The sequence below is a fragment of the Candidatus Desulfosporosinus nitrosoreducens genome (genome assembly GCF_030954495.1).
GTDB lineage: Bacteria > Bacillota > Desulfitobacteriia > Desulfitobacteriales > Desulfitobacteriaceae > Desulfosporosinus > Desulfosporosinus nitrosoreducens.
Map to the genome: position 1 here is coordinate 1 of NZ_JAVHUW010000031.1, position 18562 is coordinate 18562.

At 45.1% G+C, this 18562-nt stretch carries 18 protein-coding genes, 1 pseudogene and 1 riboswitch; of the genes and pseudogenes, 17 read left to right on the top strand and 2 right to left on the bottom strand.

The genetic code is table 11. From position 1 onward, the window contains the following. The first annotated feature begins 74 nt into the window (after positions 1 to 74). Positions 75 to 206, top strand: a riboswitch (molybdenum cofactor riboswitch). A 240-nt stretch (positions 207 to 446) separates the two neighbouring features. The 7 genes from REC12_RS04645 (at position 447) to REC12_RS04675 (ending at position 8856) form a co-directional block, all read left to right on the top strand. Beyond that, positions 447 to 728 carry a hypothetical protein gene (locus tag REC12_RS04645; RefSeq protein ID WP_308892649.1) on the top strand — a complete coding sequence of 94 codons (282 nt, stop codon included), beginning with the start codon at positions 447 to 449 and terminating at the stop codon, positions 726 to 728. Positions 729 to 799: 71 nt separating this feature from the next. Continuing rightward, the gene (locus tag REC12_RS04650) at positions 800 to 2137 is read left to right on the top strand and encodes an aldehyde ferredoxin oxidoreductase N-terminal domain-containing protein (protein ID WP_308892650.1); all 1338 of its coding nucleotides are present in this window, start codon (positions 800 to 802) and stop codon (positions 2135 to 2137) included. A 57-nt stretch (positions 2138 to 2194) separates the two neighbouring features. Beyond that, positions 2195 to 2350 (top strand): hypothetical protein, encoded by a 156-nt coding sequence (locus REC12_RS04655; RefSeq protein ID WP_308892651.1) that lies wholly within the window; start codon positions 2195 to 2197, stop codon positions 2348 to 2350. A gap of 34 nt (positions 2351 to 2384) precedes the next feature. Then, a complete protein-coding gene (fdhF, locus tag REC12_RS04660) occupies positions 2385 to 5108 on the top strand; it encodes a formate dehydrogenase subunit alpha (RefSeq protein WP_308892652.1) in 2724 nt (907 codons plus the stop codon). 152 nt (positions 5109 to 5260) lie between these two features. Next, on the top strand, positions 5261 to 6502 hold the full coding sequence (locus REC12_RS04665) for a molybdopterin molybdotransferase MoeA (RefSeq protein ID WP_308892653.1): 1242 nt from the start codon (positions 5261 to 5263) through the stop codon (positions 6500 to 6502). A 136-nt stretch (positions 6503 to 6638) separates the two neighbouring features. After that, positions 6639 to 8546: a molybdopterin biosynthesis protein gene (locus REC12_RS04670; RefSeq protein ID WP_308892654.1), complete on the top strand. Its 1908-nt coding sequence runs from the start codon at positions 6639 to 6641 to the stop codon at positions 8544 to 8546. 19 nt (positions 8547 to 8565) lie between these two features. Next, positions 8566 to 8856 (top strand): HesB/IscA family protein, encoded by a 291-nt coding sequence (locus REC12_RS04675; protein ID WP_308892655.1) that lies wholly within the window; start codon positions 8566 to 8568, stop codon positions 8854 to 8856. Positions 8857 to 9115: 259 nt separating this feature from the next. Here the strand turns inward: REC12_RS04675 and REC12_RS04680 are convergent, their stop codons facing one another. After that, complete coding sequence (locus REC12_RS04680) at positions 9116 to 9742, bottom strand: DJ-1/PfpI family protein (RefSeq protein ID WP_308892656.1); 627 nt, start codon at positions 9740 to 9742, stop codon at positions 9116 to 9118. Between the two features lie 232 nt (positions 9743 to 9974). On the opposite strand from REC12_RS04680, the gene REC12_RS04685 reads away from it, so the two are divergent. Both REC12_RS04685 and REC12_RS04690 read left to right on the top strand, forming a co-directional pair. Beyond that, on the top strand, positions 9975 to 10148 hold the full coding sequence (locus REC12_RS04685; protein WP_308892657.1) for an aspartyl-phosphate phosphatase Spo0E family protein: 174 nt from the start codon (positions 9975 to 9977) through the stop codon (positions 10146 to 10148). Positions 10149 to 10370: 222 nt separating this feature from the next. Continuing rightward, complete coding sequence (locus tag REC12_RS04690) at positions 10371 to 11066, top strand: MBL fold metallo-hydrolase (protein ID WP_308892658.1); 696 nt, start codon at positions 10371 to 10373, stop codon at positions 11064 to 11066. Positions 11067 to 11152: 86 nt separating this feature from the next. Here the strand turns inward: REC12_RS04690 and REC12_RS04695 are convergent, their stop codons facing one another. Next, the gene (locus REC12_RS04695) at positions 11153 to 11977 is read right to left on the bottom strand and encodes a phosphodiester glycosidase family protein (protein WP_308892659.1); all 825 of its coding nucleotides are present in this window, start codon (positions 11975 to 11977) and stop codon (positions 11153 to 11155) included. Positions 11978 to 12513: 536 nt separating this feature from the next. On the opposite strand from REC12_RS04695, the gene REC12_RS04700 reads away from it, so the two are divergent. The 8 genes and pseudogenes from REC12_RS04700 (at position 12514) to REC12_RS04735 (ending at position 18499) form a co-directional block, all read left to right on the top strand. Then, positions 12514 to 13335, top strand: a complete 822-nt coding sequence (locus REC12_RS04700) for a serine/threonine protein kinase (protein WP_308892660.1) — start codon at positions 12514 to 12516, stop codon at positions 13333 to 13335. Between the two features lie 140 nt (positions 13336 to 13475). Next, entirely contained in the window at positions 13476 to 14009 is a 534-nt protein-coding gene (locus tag REC12_RS04705; protein WP_308892661.1) for a GNAT family N-acetyltransferase, read from the top strand. Positions 14010 to 14226: 217 nt separating this feature from the next. Next, positions 14227 to 14499 (top strand): type II toxin-antitoxin system prevent-host-death family antitoxin, encoded by a 273-nt coding sequence (locus tag REC12_RS04710; protein ID WP_308892662.1) that lies wholly within the window; start codon positions 14227 to 14229, stop codon positions 14497 to 14499. 150 nt (positions 14500 to 14649) lie between these two features. Continuing rightward, complete coding sequence (locus REC12_RS04715; RefSeq protein ID WP_308892663.1) at positions 14650 to 14901, top strand: hypothetical protein; 252 nt, start codon at positions 14650 to 14652, stop codon at positions 14899 to 14901. Between the two features lie 21 nt (positions 14902 to 14922). Continuing rightward, a pseudogene (locus REC12_RS04720) lies at positions 14923 to 15090 on the top strand (hypothetical protein); the annotation flags it as partial. Positions 15091 to 15219: 129 nt separating this feature from the next. Continuing rightward, positions 15220 to 15402, top strand: a complete 183-nt coding sequence (locus REC12_RS26600) for a KilA-N domain-containing protein (RefSeq protein ID WP_445223112.1) — start codon at positions 15220 to 15222, stop codon at positions 15400 to 15402. 562 nt (positions 15403 to 15964) lie between these two features. Continuing rightward, positions 15965 to 17326, top strand: coding sequence for a sigma-54 interaction domain-containing protein (locus REC12_RS04730; protein ID WP_308892684.1), 1362 nt, complete (start codon positions 15965 to 15967; stop codon positions 17324 to 17326). Positions 17327 to 17644: 318 nt separating this feature from the next. Then, positions 17645 to 18499 (top strand): 3-hydroxyacyl-CoA dehydrogenase family protein, encoded by an 855-nt coding sequence (locus REC12_RS04735; RefSeq protein ID WP_308892665.1) that lies wholly within the window; start codon positions 17645 to 17647, stop codon positions 18497 to 18499. The last annotated feature ends 63 nt before the right edge of the window (positions 18500 to 18562 follow it).

Sequence of the window (18562 nt, forward strand, 5' to 3'; positions counted from 1 at the left end):
TGAGACTACGATAAGCAAAATTCCTTTACTTAGGAGATGAGTTATGAGATAATTTATGCAATTAATTAAATATAGTAAATCCTAATCTCCGAGCTCGCTAACCTAATGAGAGCATCTAGGTTATCAGCCAGGGTTTTCAGCCCTCAGGGTATATCTGGAAACGGATAGGCCTTCACATATTGAAAAGGAGTGGATAGCCTTCCGGGCTTTTGTTTGGTATGCTCCACTTTCGCAAGTGGAGCTATTTTATTGGGACGATATAATAGAGTTTACCTGTTAGATTTTATCCGATGACTAACCCGCTCTAAAACTCCAGCTTTTACAAGCGGTGAGTTAAGAGCGGCTAAGTCCCTGGATAAGGGCGACTAAGATTCAGATGGAGTTAAAAACTCCACCTGAATCAAGTCTTCTTTATGTAAAAGGGAATTTTAGGGAGGAATAAGTAATTGCATGAGATAAAAGGCACATCATTTACGATCAATGTCGACGCTAAGACTGATGGAATGTCTGTCATTCTCATAAATCATGAAACAAACGAAGTGTTTGAATTTCCTCGTTTTGTTCTGGTGGGTTTTGACGATGAAGGTGAATATGTCGCTAACATTTGTACCATACCGGAGTTAGCTCAAAGTTTACTCAGACTGCATGATCTCCACGATGAGCTTAAGGCAGTTCAAGTTAATGAAAAGCCTAAGCTGAAGCTGCTAGTGTCTGGTAAAAAGGGCTAACTATGCTAAACGGGGCGCAGGGATCGTTTAGAACTTTAGGTCCGCTAGATATTGCCGGGAGGGAGTTTTTAATGGGAGGGGATGTCAGGAAAATTCTGCGGATCAATCTTACATCTAAACAGGTCAGGAAAGAGCACCTGGACGCAGAATTTGCCGGGCGATATCTAAGCGGGCGCGGCCTTGCCGGGAAAATACTGACAGATGAAGTCCCTGCGCATGTCGATGCCTTCTCTCCTGAGAATAAACTCCTTTTGGCCACCGGGTTACTTACAGGAACAACTATTCCTACATCCGGACGATTTATGGCAGTGACAAAATCACCGGTCAATGGAGGGCTTGTTTTTTCAAACTTCGGAGGAACCTGGGGCTCACAGCTTAAGTTTGCGGGGTATGATCTGGTTATTTTAGAAGGTAAGGCAGAATACCCCGTTTATATTGTCATTCGGAATGACTCGGTAGAAATAAAAAACGCCGCTCATGTTTGGGGTAAGGATGTCTTTGCGGCGACGGAAGCTTTAAAGCAGGAAATAAGAGACCCAATGGTAAAAACCCTGACGATTGGGCCGGCAGGAGAAAATCTGTCTTTGATGGCAGTAATTACAAATGACTTAAACCATGTGGCGGGACGCAGCGGAGTCGGCGCCGTAATGGGCTCGAAAAACCTCAAAGCGATTATGGTTCGGGGGACGGGAAAGGTAGAGACTGCTGATCCGGTTGCACTGAAACGGATTTTGACCGACGCTTTGCAAAAATTTAAAGGCATAAAGTGGTCGAAAGACGACGCTTGTTTTCAATGTCCGTTCCCGTGTGGACACCGGTCAAAGGGAAAAAGAGGGGAAGCCTTAGATTCTGAGCAGAGCCTTGCTCCGGAGTTAGGGTCTAATTTGGGTATTTATGATGGGCAAGCGCTTCAGGATGTCAGTGCTTTATGTAATAGATTAGGCCTGGACCAGGCTGCGGTCAGCTCGGTTATCGCAACCGGAATCGAATTAGTCCGGCGGGGATATATCAAGCCGGAGGAGCTTGATGGTATACCGCTTGAGTTTGGCAATAGTCAAGGGATACTGGAATGGATAGAAAAAATAGCTTACTCAGAAGGATTGGGAGTTAAGATGGGATTAGGGTCTAAGCACTTGGCTGCAAGCTATGATGCTTTGGACATATCCGAAACTCCGAAAAAGCGCAAGCGGGCAAAAACTCCGGTAAGTGAAGACTTACGGGACCTGACAGTCGTCATTGATTCCGTTGGGCTCTGTTTGTTTACTTCCGGTACATTTAGCCTTTCAGATTATACAGAGTTAGTGAACGCTGTAATTGGCAGCAAGTATGCAAATGAAGAACTTCTGGCCTGCGGGGCGCAGATCCGTAATAACGAACGTTTATATAATTTAAGTGTTGGCCAGAATTAAGTGTCGGCTGAATAATCCGCTTAAAGCACTCAAGCCTGGCGTTTAGGTGGGAACATCATGGAGTATGTTTTAAAATTAATTGCAGTTATGGCAATGATGCTAATGTTAACGAAGTTAATGATGCTTGTGGCAAGTCAATTTAAATTCGTGGAATTTTTCGAAGAACTATACAAAACGATTAAAAAGATAAGATCTAAAGAGATTAGACGCTAATGACTTTAAGATCAGAGGAGAGGGGCGAAAGATATTGGCATGGCTTACTCTAACCATTGACGGACAGGAAGTCAGCGTTCCCCAGGGTACGACCGTACTGGATGCTTGCCGCCTGAATGATATCCCTATTCCTACTTTGTGCCATGACCCGGAGTTAACTCCGGCAGGTGCCTGCCGGCTGTGCGTCGTGCAAATCGAAGGCATGCGCAATCTGCCGCCGTCTTGTGTGACTCAGGTAACCCAGGGCATGAAGGTAGAAACCCACAATGCTAAGGTGCGAAATGCCCGTAAAACTATCCTGGAGTTATTGGTCGCCAATCATCCTTTAGATTGTATGACCTGTCAGAAGATGGGCGACTGCTCTTTAGCCCAGTATGCTTACGAATATGGCGTCACGGGGGAACGTTTCCGGGGCGAGCCTCGGGACTTGCCGATTGATGACAGTAATCCTTTTATTATCAAGGACCCTAACAAGTGTATTACCTGCGGGAAATGCATTCAGGCCTGTGACGAGATTCAGGGGCGAAATATCCTGGATTTTTCTCAGCGCGGCTTTGACGTCCAGGTTGGTCCCGCCTTTAATCTGCCTTATAAGGAATCGGAATGCGTGTTCTGCGGCTCTTGTGTTTCAGTCTGCCCGGTCGGCGCCTTAACTGAGCGGCGAATGCAGGGCAGGGGCCGCCGCTGGGAGATGAAAAAAATTACAACGGTTTGTCCATACTGTGGCACCGGCTGTACTTTTGACTTAAATGTCAAGGACGGTAAAGTCGTAGGAATCACCTCCGCGGATGGTGAAGTAAACGGATCGGCTTTATGTGTAAAAGGGCGCTTTGGTCATGGCTTTATCCACCACCCTGACCGGCTTAAAACTCCCCTCATCCGTAAAAACGGGGAACTGGCAGAGGCTACCTGGGATGAGGCAATTAGTCTGGTGGCTGAAAAATTCAGTGCCGTGAAGGCTGCTTTTGGCCCGGATGCCATTGGGGTTCTCTCCTCCGCCCGCTGCACGAATGAAGAAAATTATTTAATGAATAAACTTACCCGCGCAGTGTTCGGTACCAATAACCTTGATCATTGCGCCCGTCTCTGACACGCTCCCACCGTCGCCGGTCTGGCGGCAGCATTTGGCAGCGGCGCTATGACGAATACCATCAAAGAGATTGCCGGAGCGGATTTTATCTTTGCTATCGGCACTAATACCACGGAGGCTCACCCCATTATTGGCCTGCAAGTGAAAAAAGCGCTTCGCAGCGGGGCTACTCTGGTGGTTGCTGATCCCCGCAAAACAGAAATGGCCGAGATGGCCCATCATCATCTCAGAATTAAATCCGGCTCGGATATTGCGCTTTTGAATGGTCTGGCCCATGTAATTATTGCGGAAAGAATTTGGAACAAAGAATTCGTGGAAACCCGCACCGAGGAGTTTGAAGCCTTGAAGGCCATGGTTGCCAAGTATACGCCCGAGTATGTTGAAACCATTACGGGTATAGCGGCGGAAACTCTCAAAGAGGTGGCCAGAGGGTATGCGCTGGCTCCGAATTCAACGATTCTCTATACCATGGGTATCACCCAGCATATCTGCGGAACTCATAATGTCATGGCCATAGCCAACCTGGCTATGCTCTGCGGTCAGATCGGCAAAGAATTCAGCGGCGTGAACCCTCTGCGCGGACAGAATAATGTCCAAGGCGCTTGTGATATGGGCGCGTTGCCTAACGTCTATACCGGCTACCAGCCGGTGACCGATGAGACAATCAGAGCAAAGTTCGCGGCGGCTTGGGGGGTGGCGGAACTTCCGGCCAAGCCGGGGCTAACCTTAGGTGAGCTTTTCGATGCGGCGAGTGAGGGCAGTCTGAAGTGTATGTACGTCATGGGGGAAAACCCGGTTCTCTCTGACCCGGATGCTTTGCATGTGATTCATGCTCTGGAAAAGATAGATTTTTTGGTTGTGCAGGATATATTCCTGACTGAAACGGCGGAAATCGCCGATGTTGTTTTGCCGGCAGTGAGTTTCGCCGAGAAGAATGGGACTTTCAGCAATACGGAACGCCGTGTGCAGAGGGTGCGCAAAGCCGTTGAACCGGCCGGTGAAGCCCGGGATGACTGGGAAATCATCAGCATGGTTGCCAGAGCTATGGGCTATCCCATGCGCTACAGCTCAGCTGAGGAGATTTTTGCTGAGATGGCCGGTCTTACTCCCTCTTATGCCGGAATTTCCTACACCCGCTTGGATCAGGGCAGTCTGCAGTGGCCCTGCCCGACTCCGGATCACCCCGGGACTAAGTTCCTGCATGCGGGCAAGTTTTCCCGTGGATTGGGGAGATTTCATCCTGTGGAATACGTTCCGCCCGATGAACTGCCGGATGACGACTTCCCCTTGGTACTGAGCACCGGTCGCCGGCTTTATCACTACCATACCGGTTCCATGACTCAACGCACTGAAGCTATGGAAGTAGCCTATCCTGAAGAATATCTCGAACTAAGCGCTATTGATGCCGAAGTATTGGGTATCAGTGACGGGGACAGTGTCGAGGTGATCTCCCGCCGTGGACGGGTTGAAGTCACAGCCAGGGTTGGGGATAAGGTGACTCAAGGCTTGGTCTTTGCCTCGTTCCATTACCCTGAGGTGGCTATAAACCAGCTGACGAACCCTGCCCGCGATCCGATTTCCAAGATCCCTGAGTTTAAAGTCTGCGCGGTAAAGGTCGCCAGGATTGAAAAGAAAATGGAACTTGTGGAATCGAAAAAGGTCAGTTAGCAATCCGTGGATAAGTTCGAGGATTTTCTGATAAACTCTGTTTTTTATCTAAGCTTAAAAACTCCTTAGTTAATACTTAAGCAAAACTGGTTCTCCTTAACTGTGAGAACCAGTTTTAACGATCATTAACCAGCGCGAAAGGCAGGTGGAACATGGGAAGCGGCAGTGAATTGTTCAAAGTAAAGACATTGGCAGAGGCTCTTGATTCCTTAAAACCCTATGTTCTGTCACTTTATCAGCAAGGTGAAGAAGTCTCTTTAGCGGACTCCTTGGGACGTATTGTCAGCCGGGATATTTCAGCTCCCTGCGCCCTACCTCATTTTCGCAAAGCTGCCATGGACGGAATGGCGGTCCGGGCCTCAGATACCTATGGAGCCAGCGAAAGTATGCCGGCTCTGGTTCAATGCTCCGGGGAAATACGAATGGGAGAGGCTCCGCGGGAACCTTTAGGGCCGGGCGCCGGGATCTTGATTCCCACGGGAGGAATGCTGCCGGAGGGAGCGGATGCCGTGGTCATGATGGAACATCTTGAACATTTTGGAGAGGGACTCTGTGGGGTAGCTAGGCCTGTTGCCCCAGGGGAAAATCTTATTGATATCGGGGAAGATTTTTCCGCCGGGGAAGTCCTCCTGCCGCGGGCAGCGCGAATCAGGGCTCAGGAAATGGGGATTTTGGCCTCAATCGGCCTAACTATGGTTCCGGTTTTGCCCCGTTTTCGGGTCGGAATTCTCTCAACTGGCGATGAAATTATCCCTCCGGGTCAAGAGCCGCTGCCGGCTCAGTCCAGGGATATTAACGGTTATGCCTTGTTAGGCCAGGCTCTGGCTTGCGGTGCGGAAGCCCGTTATTACGGAATCGTTAAAGACGATCTTGAGGAACTTCGCGCGTCACTGAAAAAAATGGTAAGCGAAAATGATATTGTCCTGCTCTCCGGTGGAAGTTCTGTAGGGATACGTGATCTTTCCGCTCAGCTGATTGACTCGCTGGGAGAGCCGGGAATTCTTTTTCACGGTTTGGCGCTTAAACCCGGCAAACCGACGATAGGCGGAGTTGTGGACGGCAAGCTGATTTTCGGACTGCCCGGGCATCCCGCTTCGGCAATGGTTGTCTTTGAATCAGTTGTCCGTCCCTGTTTAGAGGCATCGCTGCTGTGTCCTCAGGCTGAGCCTTTCCCTCAAGGGAAGCTAAGCCAAAATATTTATTCCGGAAATGGCCGGGAGGAGTTTGTGCCGGTGCGGGTGCTTTCAAAGGAAGGCGAATGCCTGCTTGAACCGATCCGGGGAAAATCAGGTTTAATCAGGACGCTGGTCTCAGCCGATGCAACCGTTCATATTCCGTTAAATACTGAAGGAATAGAAGCAGGGAAAAAAGTCTTTTTTAAGTTTTGGCGTTAAGCTCAGGGTAGGAAGTGAAATAAGTACAAGATATATGATAAGTGCAGGATATACAATGAGCACAAAATATTAGATGAGTCTAGGATATAAGATGAATACAGGCTATGAGATAAGCGGAGGAAGGAGGCCAGCTAACGTGGAACACCAACTATATCTCCAAAGCAGGGCCTGGCAGGAAGGATTGGCGTTAATGATGGAAAACCTTGCCGGACGCTGTCTTCCGGAAAATGAAGTGGTGGATGTTCGTCAGGCTCTCCATCGAATCACGGGGACAATTATTCGCGCCAAGAGGAATTCGCCGCACTTTGCTGCCTCGGCTATGGACGGTTATGCCCTGCGGGCTAAGGAAACTCACGGACTTTGTGAGCGGGAGCCGCGCTGGTTTGAACTTGGGGTTCAGGCAATTCGGGTGGATACGGGAGATCCTATGCCGGAGGGGATGGACGCTGTTGTAATGTTGGAAGAAGTCCTGGAATTGGGTGAGCGGGGAATTCTGCTTCAGACTCCGATTGTGCCCTGGCATAATGTCCGGCCGGTGGGAGAGGACATTGTCGAAGGAGAAGTGGTTCTGTCGGTTAACCATCGGATTCGCCCCCAAGATCAGGGAGCACTGCTGGCGGCAGGGGTTTTGAAAATAGAAGTCCGGCGCCGGCCCCGAGTGGGAATTTTGCCGACCGGAGATGAAATCCGTCCGCCGGAAGCAAATCTTGAGCCCGGAGATATCGCGGACAGCAATTCCACAGTCCTTGCCTCTTTAGTGGAAGAATGGGGCGGAACGGCGGCGATTTGGCCGATAACCCCGGACCGCTTTGACCAACTGGATGAAGCTATTTTGCAAATGGCGGCTTCCCAGGATATTATCGTGATCATTGCGGGCTCTTCCCAGGGCCGGGATGATTATACAACCCAGATGCTTGCGAAGCACGGCAGGCTTTACCTGCATGGAGTTGCTATAAAGCCGGGGAAACCTGTGGCTTTAGGGGAGATCCAAGGAAAACCGGCGCTTGGCATTCCGGGTTATCCGGTATCCGCCTTTTTGACAGCCCATTTGTTTTTGGAGCCCTGGGTCAAACTTTTACAGGGCTTAAGCCAAGAAGCGCCGGATACGCTTAAAGCCGTGATCAGTAAGAAAGTCTTCTCTTCTTTAGGCAGTGAGGAGTTCGTGCGGGTAAAAGCAGGAAAAGTCGGGGATCGCTGGGTTGCGGCCCCGATCAGCCGCGGCGCCGGCGTGACCATGAGCTTAGTGAGAGCGGATGGAATCCTGCGGGTTCCCCGTCTGCAGGAAGGATTTCATGAAGGAGAAACAGTACCGATTGAACTTTGGCGGCCTGTCTCAGAGTTGGAAGAAACTTTGGTTTGTATTGGTTCCCACGATTTGACGTTGGATGTCATCAGCAGCCATATGAAAGCAAGAGGAGGCAGTGGAGGGATTGCCTCAGCGCATGTAGGAAGTCTGGCCGGAATTCTTGCTCTTCGTTCCAGAGAAGCTCATTTCGCAGGGATACATTTACTTGATCCTCAAACCGGGGAATACAATCACGCTTATTTGCAGCGTTTTCTGCCGGGCAGGGACATAGCTTTGATGAATTTGGTTTACAGAACCCAAGTTCTTATTGTGGCGAAAGGAAACCCTCTTAAGATAAGAAGCCTTAAAGATTTAGCCCGGCCGGGAATCCGCTTCATAAACCGCCAGGGCGGTTCGGGGACGAGAGTACTGTTAGATTACCTGCTTCAGCAAGAAGGGCTTGATCCGGAACAAATTTCAGGCTACGAACGGGAAGAATTTACTCACTTAGGTGTCGCGGTGGCGGTGGCCTCGGGAGCAGCCGACGTCGGACTGGGTATTCAAAGCGCCGCCGAAGCCCTTGGCCTGGATTTCCTCAGGATTGGAGAGGAACGTTATGATTTGGCGATTCCGCGGGAATATCTCGAAGAGCCCCGCCTGCAGGTCATGATTTCCGTTATCCAAAGCAGAGCCTTCCAGGAGGAGGTCCTGGCCCTCGGCGGTTATGATGTCCGGGAAACGGGAGTATTTTACACTTGATGGCAGAGGAGTGACCGGGATGGTTAAAATAACCGAACTTGCAGTTCAAAAAATTAAAGAGATGCAGCAGAGCAAACATAAAGAAAACGATTTTCTTCGGATTTATCTGATAAGTGAGGGCTGTGGCATCCCGAGTTACGGTTTAACCTTGGAGGAGACTAAAAAAGAGGATGATCTTCTTGAGTTTAATTACGGGCTTTCAATTCTTACGGACAAAAAGCTGGCCTCTATAGAGGAAATAATTGTTGACTATATCGAGACGAAGAGGGGCGGGGGATTTGAAATACGCAAGTCCAAAAAAGCCCGGTAAGGAGAACAACAGGCAATTTTTTTAGAAGTAATGCTGATCCGCTTTCGGGCATCCCGCATCATGCTTTCCTTTAGGACCTGTTAGGTTTAATCAGGTCAAAGAAGGAATCTCCATGAAACTCGCAGGGAAAGAAATACAGTTCACTATGCAGGGATGAGACAATCATGAGTTGATTTGCATAAAATTTAAAAAGGCAAGGGCTTAGTCACAAATCTATGTGATAAGTTCTTGCCTTTATCCGGTTTTTTTAGCAGATATTTTACTTAGCAAAAGGATCGTATGATTTATCATTGTTCCAGATGTATTCGCTTTCGAGCGCAGCTTGTTTGGCAACCTCAGGACCATTCACATCATGGATAAACCCCATTGCCATATCCATCCCCGCCGAAACGCCTGAAGATGTATAGTATTTCCCATCAACGACCCAGCGCGCTTTATGAACCCAATTTACTTTAGGGCAAGCTTTGGAAACAATCTTAAAAGCCATTTTGTTTGTAGTCGCCGAATGATTGTCCAGTAAAGAGGTAAGGGCCAATAGAAATGAGCCGGTGCATACGGTCATTACATAAGGCGCGGCTTCCGCAAGTTTTTTCAATTGTTCAAGAAAACTCTGGTTTCCAATATATAACTTTACTTCCGAAGTTCCGGGAATCAGCAAAATACCATCCGTAGCTATTGCAGAAATCGGTTGCGTTTCAACTTGAATGCCATGCCAACTGGTAACAGATCCGCCTGCCATTGAAAAACAATTGACTTTATAGTGTTCTGGCAGACGTCCCATAATTTGTGCGGGTCCAAAAGCATCAATTGTTTCAAATTTAGCGAATAGCAGGATATTCAAATTCCTCATCTTAAATTCAACATCCATTCTATTTTGTAGTTTCAAATCAATTGTATCCGGTTTTTGAATGATGTCAATAATAGGTGAAATTTCTAGGACTAACTAAATTGCTGCTAGGACTATCAAATTCGTTTGGTTTTGGCGATCGCAATGCAGTGATTGTCTTAAAAAAGTATCAGTATACAGCCGGGCTGAACTAGAGGACTTATTTTAGTAGTCCTCATTTTTGTGTCGTGGATGGAGATACTAACTTACTGAACTAAGAGGAGGGATGTTTGTGTCTGAATTGGCTAAAATAATCGGCCAAATTGAAGAATTGCGCTTAAGCACCATTAAGGTACAGGGGGATAATTCCTCTGCTGATCCCGAAACTGTGGCTGCATGCCACGAATTACATACTGCCTTGGATAGATATCAAGGAATACTTATGAGGGTAAAAGAGGATAAGTGATAATGTGGGAAAGAATTGATTAGATAAAGAAGCCCTGGAGGGTATACGCCTCCAGGGCTTCTTTGTAGGACGCCAAGCTCTTTTTCAGGTTGAGGACATTGAGGTTGTTATGGTCAAAGCAAAACTCCATGTAAAATCTTTCTCCTCTGCTGAGTGTTTTCTTCCGCTAGACTAATTTTTCACTATCCATAATTATTGTATAATCGTTAAGAGGTGATAAGAATGGGGACGCCAACGATTCGAATTAAATATTTGTATCACAGTGGTTTTCTGGTGGAAACGGATCTGCATTTGCTGATATTTGATTATTATCAAGGCGCTGTTCAACAAATAATTAAGGAAAGTCCCAAAAAGATTGTGGTTTTTTGTTCTCATAGCCACCCCGATCATTATAATCCGGCGATTCTGGAATGGCAAAAGGATCGAGTGGATATTCAGTATGTCTTTAGTCGGGAAAACATCATCTCCCAATCGGCCAAAAACATCAATTATCTCTCGCCCTATGAGGAACTGGAACTGGGTGACCTAAGAGTTAAGGCCTTTAATTCTACGGATATCGGCGTTTCATTTCTGGTCCAAGTGGATGGGATGCGCATCTTTCATGCCGGAGATCTGAATTGGTGGTATTGGATTGATACTCCAGAGGAGATGGCTAAAGCTGAACGGGATTTTAAGGCTGAGGTCCAACACCTGAAGGGAGAGACCATAGATATTGCCTTCTTCCCCGTGGACCCAAGGCTGGAGGAAAACTACGGTGCAGGGGGTGAGTACTTCATCCGGGAGCTTAAACCGAAGATTTTTATTCCCATGCACTTTGGGGACAGTCCTGAAATCACAGGGAAATTCCGGAAAAAGATGCAAGGCTCCCCAACTAGGATTGTTGAACTAACCCAGATGGGGCAGGAGTTTGTAATTTAACATGGGTACTTATGTTGCTGGACGTGACAGGCGGTGCACTGGTGTCTATCCTCTGGATTTTTGTGGCCAATCTGTTGTACTGAATATTATTTTACTATAAAAAAGGATGGCGCATGGCGTTCACCGTATGGACTGGATGGGTGATTCACAATCTGTCCGCGATAATAGAGAACGGTTGATGCCCCGCCGTCAAGATTGGCTACGTTGTAGGCGCCATATTTAAGCATGATATCCTGAACATCTTTTAGAGTAGCTCCTAGTGACCCAATCCGGCGTCCGTCGATGACCAGCATTAAAATTGTACCGTCTTTTGTTTGTCCTATCGCTGTTCTTGGGGCAATCCCCCATGCTCCATCTCCATGTGTTATAGCAGGTTTACCATTGACGACAAGAAAAGGACCGAATGTAACTGCATCACGTATCCCCATCCGTTTGATGTTAGCTAAAGTATAATGACCTAATACAAGAATATTTCTTTGGTTTATACCAATGACATCGTAGGTTGAAACTCCCGAATCCTTGTATAGAAGTCTACCGCGCGAGATGAGGATACCCTGTGGGTGCCCGCCGCTTCCGTTGCCCTGTGGGTCATTAAAAGCTCCGCCATTAATGACTGCTACAGCTCCGGTAACCGCGGCTATGTCTTCAGCCCTTTCGCCGATTTCCCCTAGATAACGCGTTGCTGCCACTCTCACGCGTCCAGGATTACTGACTTTTAGTATGTATCCAGTAAACCCCTTTTGATTAATGTCAATAAGCTCGGTGCTGTTATTCTTATTCGTACCGCGCATATTAATTAAGGTCGGATCGGAGTTCCCCAAATCTTTAGCTTGGTCGCTGTCCAGTATTTTTTGAATCTCGGCATCGCTAAAAAACCATTTTGCCAAGTACTGATGGTTCATTGACGTCATAGCACTTTCCACCCAGAAATTACGCAACGTCTCAAAGGGTTGAAACGGGCAATAAAGAAACCCTAAAAAGAGCAAAAGAAACATACTGAAAGACCATGCCATGAGTCGGGGGAATAACCTCTTTTTATGTTTATAATGGTAGACCCCAAAAGGTTTCTTTTCGGGTCGTGGTTGCATCGTCGAATTTGAGGACTTAGGGATTCCGGTACTACCCATATACTTACATCTCCGAAGACTATATTCTATATTTGCAACTTAAAGAGTTGCATGGAAAATAATCCAACCTTACCTCATTTTGAGCTGCCATTAAATCATATTTTCTGTAAATATTATAAAAGATATTATAACCTCTATTCTATCACATAAACTAACATAGACCTAAGCGCTATGCTTTTTGCAATAGCTCCTCTACCCAGGGATGCAAGTCCCCTCGTCTCCGCCATAGTTTTTCGAAAGAAGTCGATTGCTGTTGCAACTGGCTTCTTTCGACTCGTATGTTATGATAATGTAAAATATCCATTTTTATGGAGGTGGGCATGGTAACGAAAGTTATTGATAAAGTTACTTTTGAATTAAAGGATGATTTTGACTTCTCTTTTATTTCTCAATATGGAACCGTATTTGCTGTATTTGACAAGCAAGATTCTGGAAACTTGTGTTTTGGCGTTCAATACAGAGACAGGAAATTGTTCTTGAAAATGGCTGGAGCGTCAACAATCAGAAGCCGTGTGAGTAATAAAGAAGCAATAGACAGGCTTAAATCTACTGTAATTATTTATGAGGATTTGCGGCATCCCAAGTTAATAAACCTAATTGACCATAAAGCAATTAATGACGGTTATCTAACAATATTTGAATGGTTTGAAGGTGAGTGCATGGGCAGACAATATAATTCTTTTGATAAATTCATTGCCTTGCCGACAAATGAGAAACTGCACATATATAATGATATACTCCTATTTCATCAGCATGTAAACAAATGTAATTATGTAGCGATTGATTTTTACGATGGATGTATAATGTATGATTTTTTGAAGGGCCAGACAATGATTTGCGATATAGAGTTTTATCACAAAAAACCCTATTTTAACCCAATAGGGCGAATGTGGGGTTCGAGTCAGCACATGTCACCCGAAGAATTTCAATTAGGTGCAGAGGTTGACGAAAAATCAAATGTTTTTCTAATGGGTGCTACTGCGTTTCAATTGTTCGGTGGCGGACGTGACCGCTCCTTTGAAAAATGGAGCGCAAACAAGGATTTATTCAAGATTGCAACTAAAGGTATAAATCCTGATAGAAAATTACGGTATTGCTCTATTGACGAATATATCAATGACTGGAACAGTGCCAAAAGCTAACGATGCCATATAACGCTTTGCATCTTTTTTGACCTGACTTTCCAAAATTTTTGCCGAAAGAAATCAATCGCTGTTGCGGTTGGCTTCTTTGCATTTATATGGTAAAATATAGAATATACACATGAATGGACGGTAACACGATGTTATTTAAAGAATTGCAAACCGATAGATTATTGCTTAAAAACATATCGTCTGATGATAGGGAATTCATTTTTAGCCAGTTCTCTGATAATGTGGTCAACAGGTATTTATTTGATGCCGAACCTCTTATTAATGTTCAGGGAGCAGATAATATTATTGAATTTTACTTACAGCCTGAACCGAGATTACAGCATCGTTGGGTATTGGTTAGAAAAGAGGATGGTATCAGAATAGGCACATGCGGTTTCCACTGCTGGAATATGAACGACAATACTTGCGATGTAGGATATGATTTGAAAGAAATATATTGGGGCAAAGGTTACATGGCTGAGGCCATGGAAACCATAATTTCATTTGCGTATGAGCAGATGAATTTAAAAAAGATAAATGCCTGTATTTATGTAGATAATGGGCGTTCCATCAAACTTGCAGAAAAATTAGGGTTTAAGTTCAATGGAGAAACCCAGATGGTCTCTTTTAGAGGCAAAGTATACGAACATAAAATTTTTACTTTGGACTTAGGCATACTATAAATTTGAGAAATATAAATTGTGGTATCCTTTTTGACTAACTATCCACAATATTTGTCGAAAGAAGTTGACTGCTGTTGCAGTTGGCTTTTTTTAGATTTAGATAGGCATTGTAGGTCAAGACTTTTATTTATAAAAATGAAGACAAGCACATATTCGTTTTGACAACGTATCAATATTTTGACAAGATATGAGTATGTAATGGATGGAGGTGTTATTTGTGGCGACTATCAGACCAAGTTCAGACTTACGCAATAAATACAATGAAATTTCAGCGTTTTGCAACAAATATAATGAGCCGGTGTTTATTACCAAGAATGGAACAGGCGATCTGGTTATCTTGTCAAATGCGGAATATGAGCGTTTGAGCGGAAAATATGAACTACACCGCCTACTTGACGAAGCTCTGGCAGCCATGAAAAAGGGAACAGGTCGTTCGGCTGAGGAAGTATTTGCTGAGATTGAGAGGGAATTCGGTTTTGACAGAGTATAAGTTTATCATCGAACTCCCTGCTCAGAGGGATTTGCAAGGCCTTTTCTGTTATGCTTTAGGGCCCTTTTTGCTTTACATGAATTCGGCTTGAGAACAATATGTATACATGGGTAAATCAGAGAAAATGCGAAAGTAGCTGTGTGACCATTATTGTGGGTTTGGAGGGGGGATCACGGTATTTTACCTCGCCGCGTCAGCGATATCCTCATGTATAACGGCCTGTTCGGTTCCGCGTTTTCAAAAGTATCTGTAAGCGAAACCGCCATGCTGGTTTTCGTGCTGACGCAGACGGTTTCCTTGTTTTTGACAAACAACCGATTGTTTACCGAGGTCAAAGAATCCGAACACAAATTGGCTAATGAAAAAGAGATTCTTGAAAAACCAAATCGCCTGAAAACGTAATTTCCGGGAAATGTATCCTATGAGATGCGGACGCCGTTGTCCGTTATTTCGGTGAACATACAAACGGCGTCTCAGTTAATAAAGCGGATGGGTGATCCTGCGCTTGATCCGGAAGCGGTGGAACTGCTCACGGACTCGCAAAGTGAAATCATGCGACTGACGCGCATGGTGGGCGGTATGCTGACGTAGGCATCATCATACCCGGGTATGAAGGCGACGATAGCTGGATGCGCGGGAAAGATACTTTAGAATTTCTTGGACTTTGGGAACAACTAAACAACTCAGATTTTAACCCCGTCGAATTCGATGGGGTTTAGAATGCGGGCCGGTTCTAACGCTTCTACTATGTCCCCGAAAAAATGGATCAGCGGGACGAATGCCATGGGAATCATTTCACGTTCCGGTCGTTATGGCGACACTTTTGCTCACAGAGATATCGCTTTTGAATTTGCTTCATGGATTTCAGCAGAGTTCAAGTTATATATCATCAAAGATTATTAACGACTTAAGTTAGATCGAAATGGAAATCGAGCCGATTTGGCAGCTCCAGGCACGTGGAGACCTTCCTTTGAAAGGTAGCATCCGTCGCCCCCATATCGTTGGCACTAGGGTCAACGGGTGCTTAAACATATTATTCTTACCAAGTGGAAATGAATTTGCGAAAAACTCTTGACGGTACCCAAAAAAAGGCCTATATTCGATCTATTAGAATATTTTATACTTGTTCTATGGTATTTGTTATGGCCAGAATCCCTGATCCGATGACTAATCCGCTCTAAGACTCCCGTTTCTGCAAGCGGTGAGTTAAGAGCGGCTAAGTCCTGGATAAGAGCGACTAATATTCAGATGGAGTTAAAACTCCACCTGAATCAAGCCTTCTTTATCTAATTTCACTAGACATCCGGCCATCATGGCCAGCGGCCGCCTAATTGCTGTTTTAAACGGTCCTAAGTGTTAACTTATTGGTATTCCAAAGGTATCTTTCAATGGTATTTTAAAGCAATACTAAGCTCCTTTAAGACTAATCCAGACAAAAATGCAAGAGGGTGAGACAGTGTGGGATATGAAAAACGAGATATCCATTGAAATTTTGAATGGAATTATGGAGAATCCTTACATTGGAATTATTATTGTTGATACCGAGGGCTGCATTAAAATGGTTAACAAAACCTATCTCGGAACACTAAATATGAAGGAAAATGATGTCTTGAATAGGCACATCTTAGAGATCATACCTCACTCAAAACTTCCGGAAGTATTAAAAACCAGAGAGGTTCAACTTCCTAATTGTTGGACGGCAAAAGGGCAGAATCCCGTTGTTTTTCGAACGCCCCTCTATGCGGAAGGGAAATTAATTGGGGCCATGGAGCAAAGCCTTGTTTATTTAGAAAGAGAAATTGCAGCTTGTAAAGAGATAAGCGGCAGTATCTACTGTGCCAAATATTGTTTCGAAAATATTGTCGGTAAAGATGAAAATTTGCGCAGAATCAAGTCTCTGGCTCTGCGAGCATCGAGAACCCGTTCAACAGTTTTAATCATGGGAGAGAGTGGTACCGGCAAGGAACTTTTTGCCAATGCCATTCATAAAGCCGGTTCGCGGACAAATTATCCCTTTGTCAGAGTCAACTGTGCGGCATTGCCCGATAATCTGTTAGAATCAGAACTATTCGGTTATGAAGAAGGAGCATTTACCGGAGCTCGCAAGGGAGGTAAGCTGGGCAAATTTGAAATAGCCAATCACGGTACGATTTTCCTTGACGAAATCGGAGATATGCCCCTGGCAATGCAAGCTAAGTTGTTGACTGTCTTGCAGGAACGTGAAGTTGAGCGAGTGGGAGGAACAAAACCCATTCGAGTCGACGTTCAAGTTATTGCGGCTACCAACCGTAATTTAGAGCAAATGGTTAAAAAAGGTAAATTCCGGGCAGATCTCTATTATCGTTTGAATGTTGTAACTTTAAATATTCCGTCCCTGCGCGAAAGACCAAAAGATATTATTCTTTTGGTCAATTATCTTTTACCTGAATTAAACCAACGCCTGCATACCTGGGTAGAGAAAATATCTCCGGAAGCCATTCTGCTTCTTTGCAATTATGATTGGCCGGGCAATGTACGGGAATTGGAAAATTTACTGGAAAGAGCCATTAATTTAGCGGACTTTAATCAAGACTCTTGTCTCACCCCGCAATACTTTCCTTCATTACTGAGACCGGCCATGCAACTAAACCCAGCCATCCAGCCGGTTGAGATGGAGATAAGGGAGAGTGTCGACAACTTAGAGGAAGCAATTGGAAAAATAGAGGTCGAAACCATACAGCGAGTTTTGCAGAAAACTCATAATAATAAAGCTCAAACCGCTAAAATTCTGGGGTTAAATAAATCGGTCTTATATCGAAAACTAAAAAAATACAATTTTATGTCCTAACTTGTGAAATCTTTCTCCACGTTAATAATTTAATCCGACCCAAAACCGTCCCAAAAGTAAACCCATAGTCCCATTTTGCAACCCTGAAATTTAAAAAATGGTCTCATTTTGCATCCAATGAGGGTTAATTCCAGACGAAAATGGGAGCTTAAAACTCCGGAAAGCCGATAACAAAGGCATTTTGCTAAAAAGAATTCCCCATAGGTTTGTTGGCATACTTATTGCTTTATAGATAAATAACAACGGATTAAGGAGGCGGTGAGGAACTACGTAGACGTGGAAGATCCCATTTTAACATAAGTAAAGGAGATGGCAGACATGGAAATCAAAAAAGTAGGAGTATTAGGTGCTGGCACCATGGGTGCAGGAATTGCTCAAGTATGCATACAAGCAGGTTATAATGTCGTCTTAATAGATATCGTACCAGGAATTGTCGACAAGGCCCTTGCCGGTTTAGATAAAGCCTGGGCCAAGGCTATCGAAAAAGGTAAAGCGACTGCTGAAGCCGTGGCTAATTATAAGACCCTGGTTACTACCAGTACAGATGTCAATGATTTTAAAGATGTGGACCTGGTCATCGAGGCCATCGTCGAAAATATTGATGTTAAGAAAAAAGCCCATAAACAACTTGGTGAAATTTGCAAACCTGAAGCTATTTTAGCGAGCAACACTTCAGCACTGAGTATTACTGAGATTGCCGCTGCTACTAACCGTCCGGACAAATTCGTAGGAATGCATTTCTTTAATCCGGTAGTCGTGATGAAATTAGTAGAAGTCATTCCGGGCATCGTGACTGCTGATGAAACAACCCAAACTGTTCTTGAAGTTGCCAGGAAAATTGGCAAAGACCCTGTATTAGCCAAAGAAAGTCCCGGATTCATCGTTAACCGCATTCTGGTTCCTTACATGAATGAAGCAGCGAACGTTTATCAAGAAGGTATCGCTACACTAGAAGAGATTGATAAGGCCATGAAGCTGGGGGCTGGAATGCCTATGGGACCGTTGGAACTGGCAGATATGGTCGGAATCGATATCGTCCTGGCGGTTTGTGAATTCTTTTACAACGAATTCGGCGATTCCAAATATCGGCCCTCGCTGGCGTTCAAACAAAAAGTTCGTGCCGGACATCTTGGCAGAAAAACCGGTAAAGGATTTTATGATTACAGCAAATAAACGGAAAAGCAATAGTAAATAATTTTTAAGCTTATTTGTTACAGATAGAAGAGAGGAGAAATT

Bases quoted from the DNA above. Each gene is read 5' to 3' on its own strand.
- REC12_RS04650 (WP_308892650.1), top strand. From the start codon at position 800: ATGGGAGGGGATGTCAGGAAAATTCTGCGGATCAATCTTACATCTAAA.
- REC12_RS04655 (WP_308892651.1), top strand. From the start codon at position 2,195: ATGGAGTATGTTTTAAAATTAATTGCAGTTATGGCAATGATGCTAATG.
- REC12_RS04665 (WP_308892653.1), top strand. From the start codon at position 5,261: ATGGGAAGCGGCAGTGAATTGTTCAAAGTAAAGACATTGGCAGAGGCT.
- REC12_RS04675 (WP_308892655.1), top strand. From the start codon at position 8,566: ATGGTTAAAATAACCGAACTTGCAGTTCAAAAAATTAAAGAGATGCAG.
- REC12_RS04690 (WP_308892658.1), top strand. From the start codon at position 10,371: ATGGGGACGCCAACGATTCGAATTAAATATTTGTATCACAGTGGTTTT.
- REC12_RS04695 (WP_308892659.1), bottom strand. From the start codon at position 11,977: ATGACGTCAATGAACCATCAGTACTTGGCAAAATGGTTTTTTAGCGAT.
- REC12_RS04700 (WP_308892660.1), top strand. From the start codon at position 12,514: ATGGTAACGAAAGTTATTGATAAAGTTACTTTTGAATTAAAGGATGAT.
- REC12_RS04705 (WP_308892661.1), top strand. From the start codon at position 13,476: ATGTTATTTAAAGAATTGCAAACCGATAGATTATTGCTTAAAAACATA.
- REC12_RS26600 (WP_445223112.1), top strand. From the start codon at position 15,220: ATGCGGGCCGGTTCTAACGCTTCTACTATGTCCCCGAAAAAATGGATC.
- REC12_RS04730 (WP_308892684.1), top strand. From the start codon at position 15,965: ATGAAAAACGAGATATCCATTGAAATTTTGAATGGAATTATGGAGAAT.
- REC12_RS04735 (WP_308892665.1), top strand. From the start codon at position 17,645: ATGGAAATCAAAAAAGTAGGAGTATTAGGTGCTGGCACCATGGGTGCA.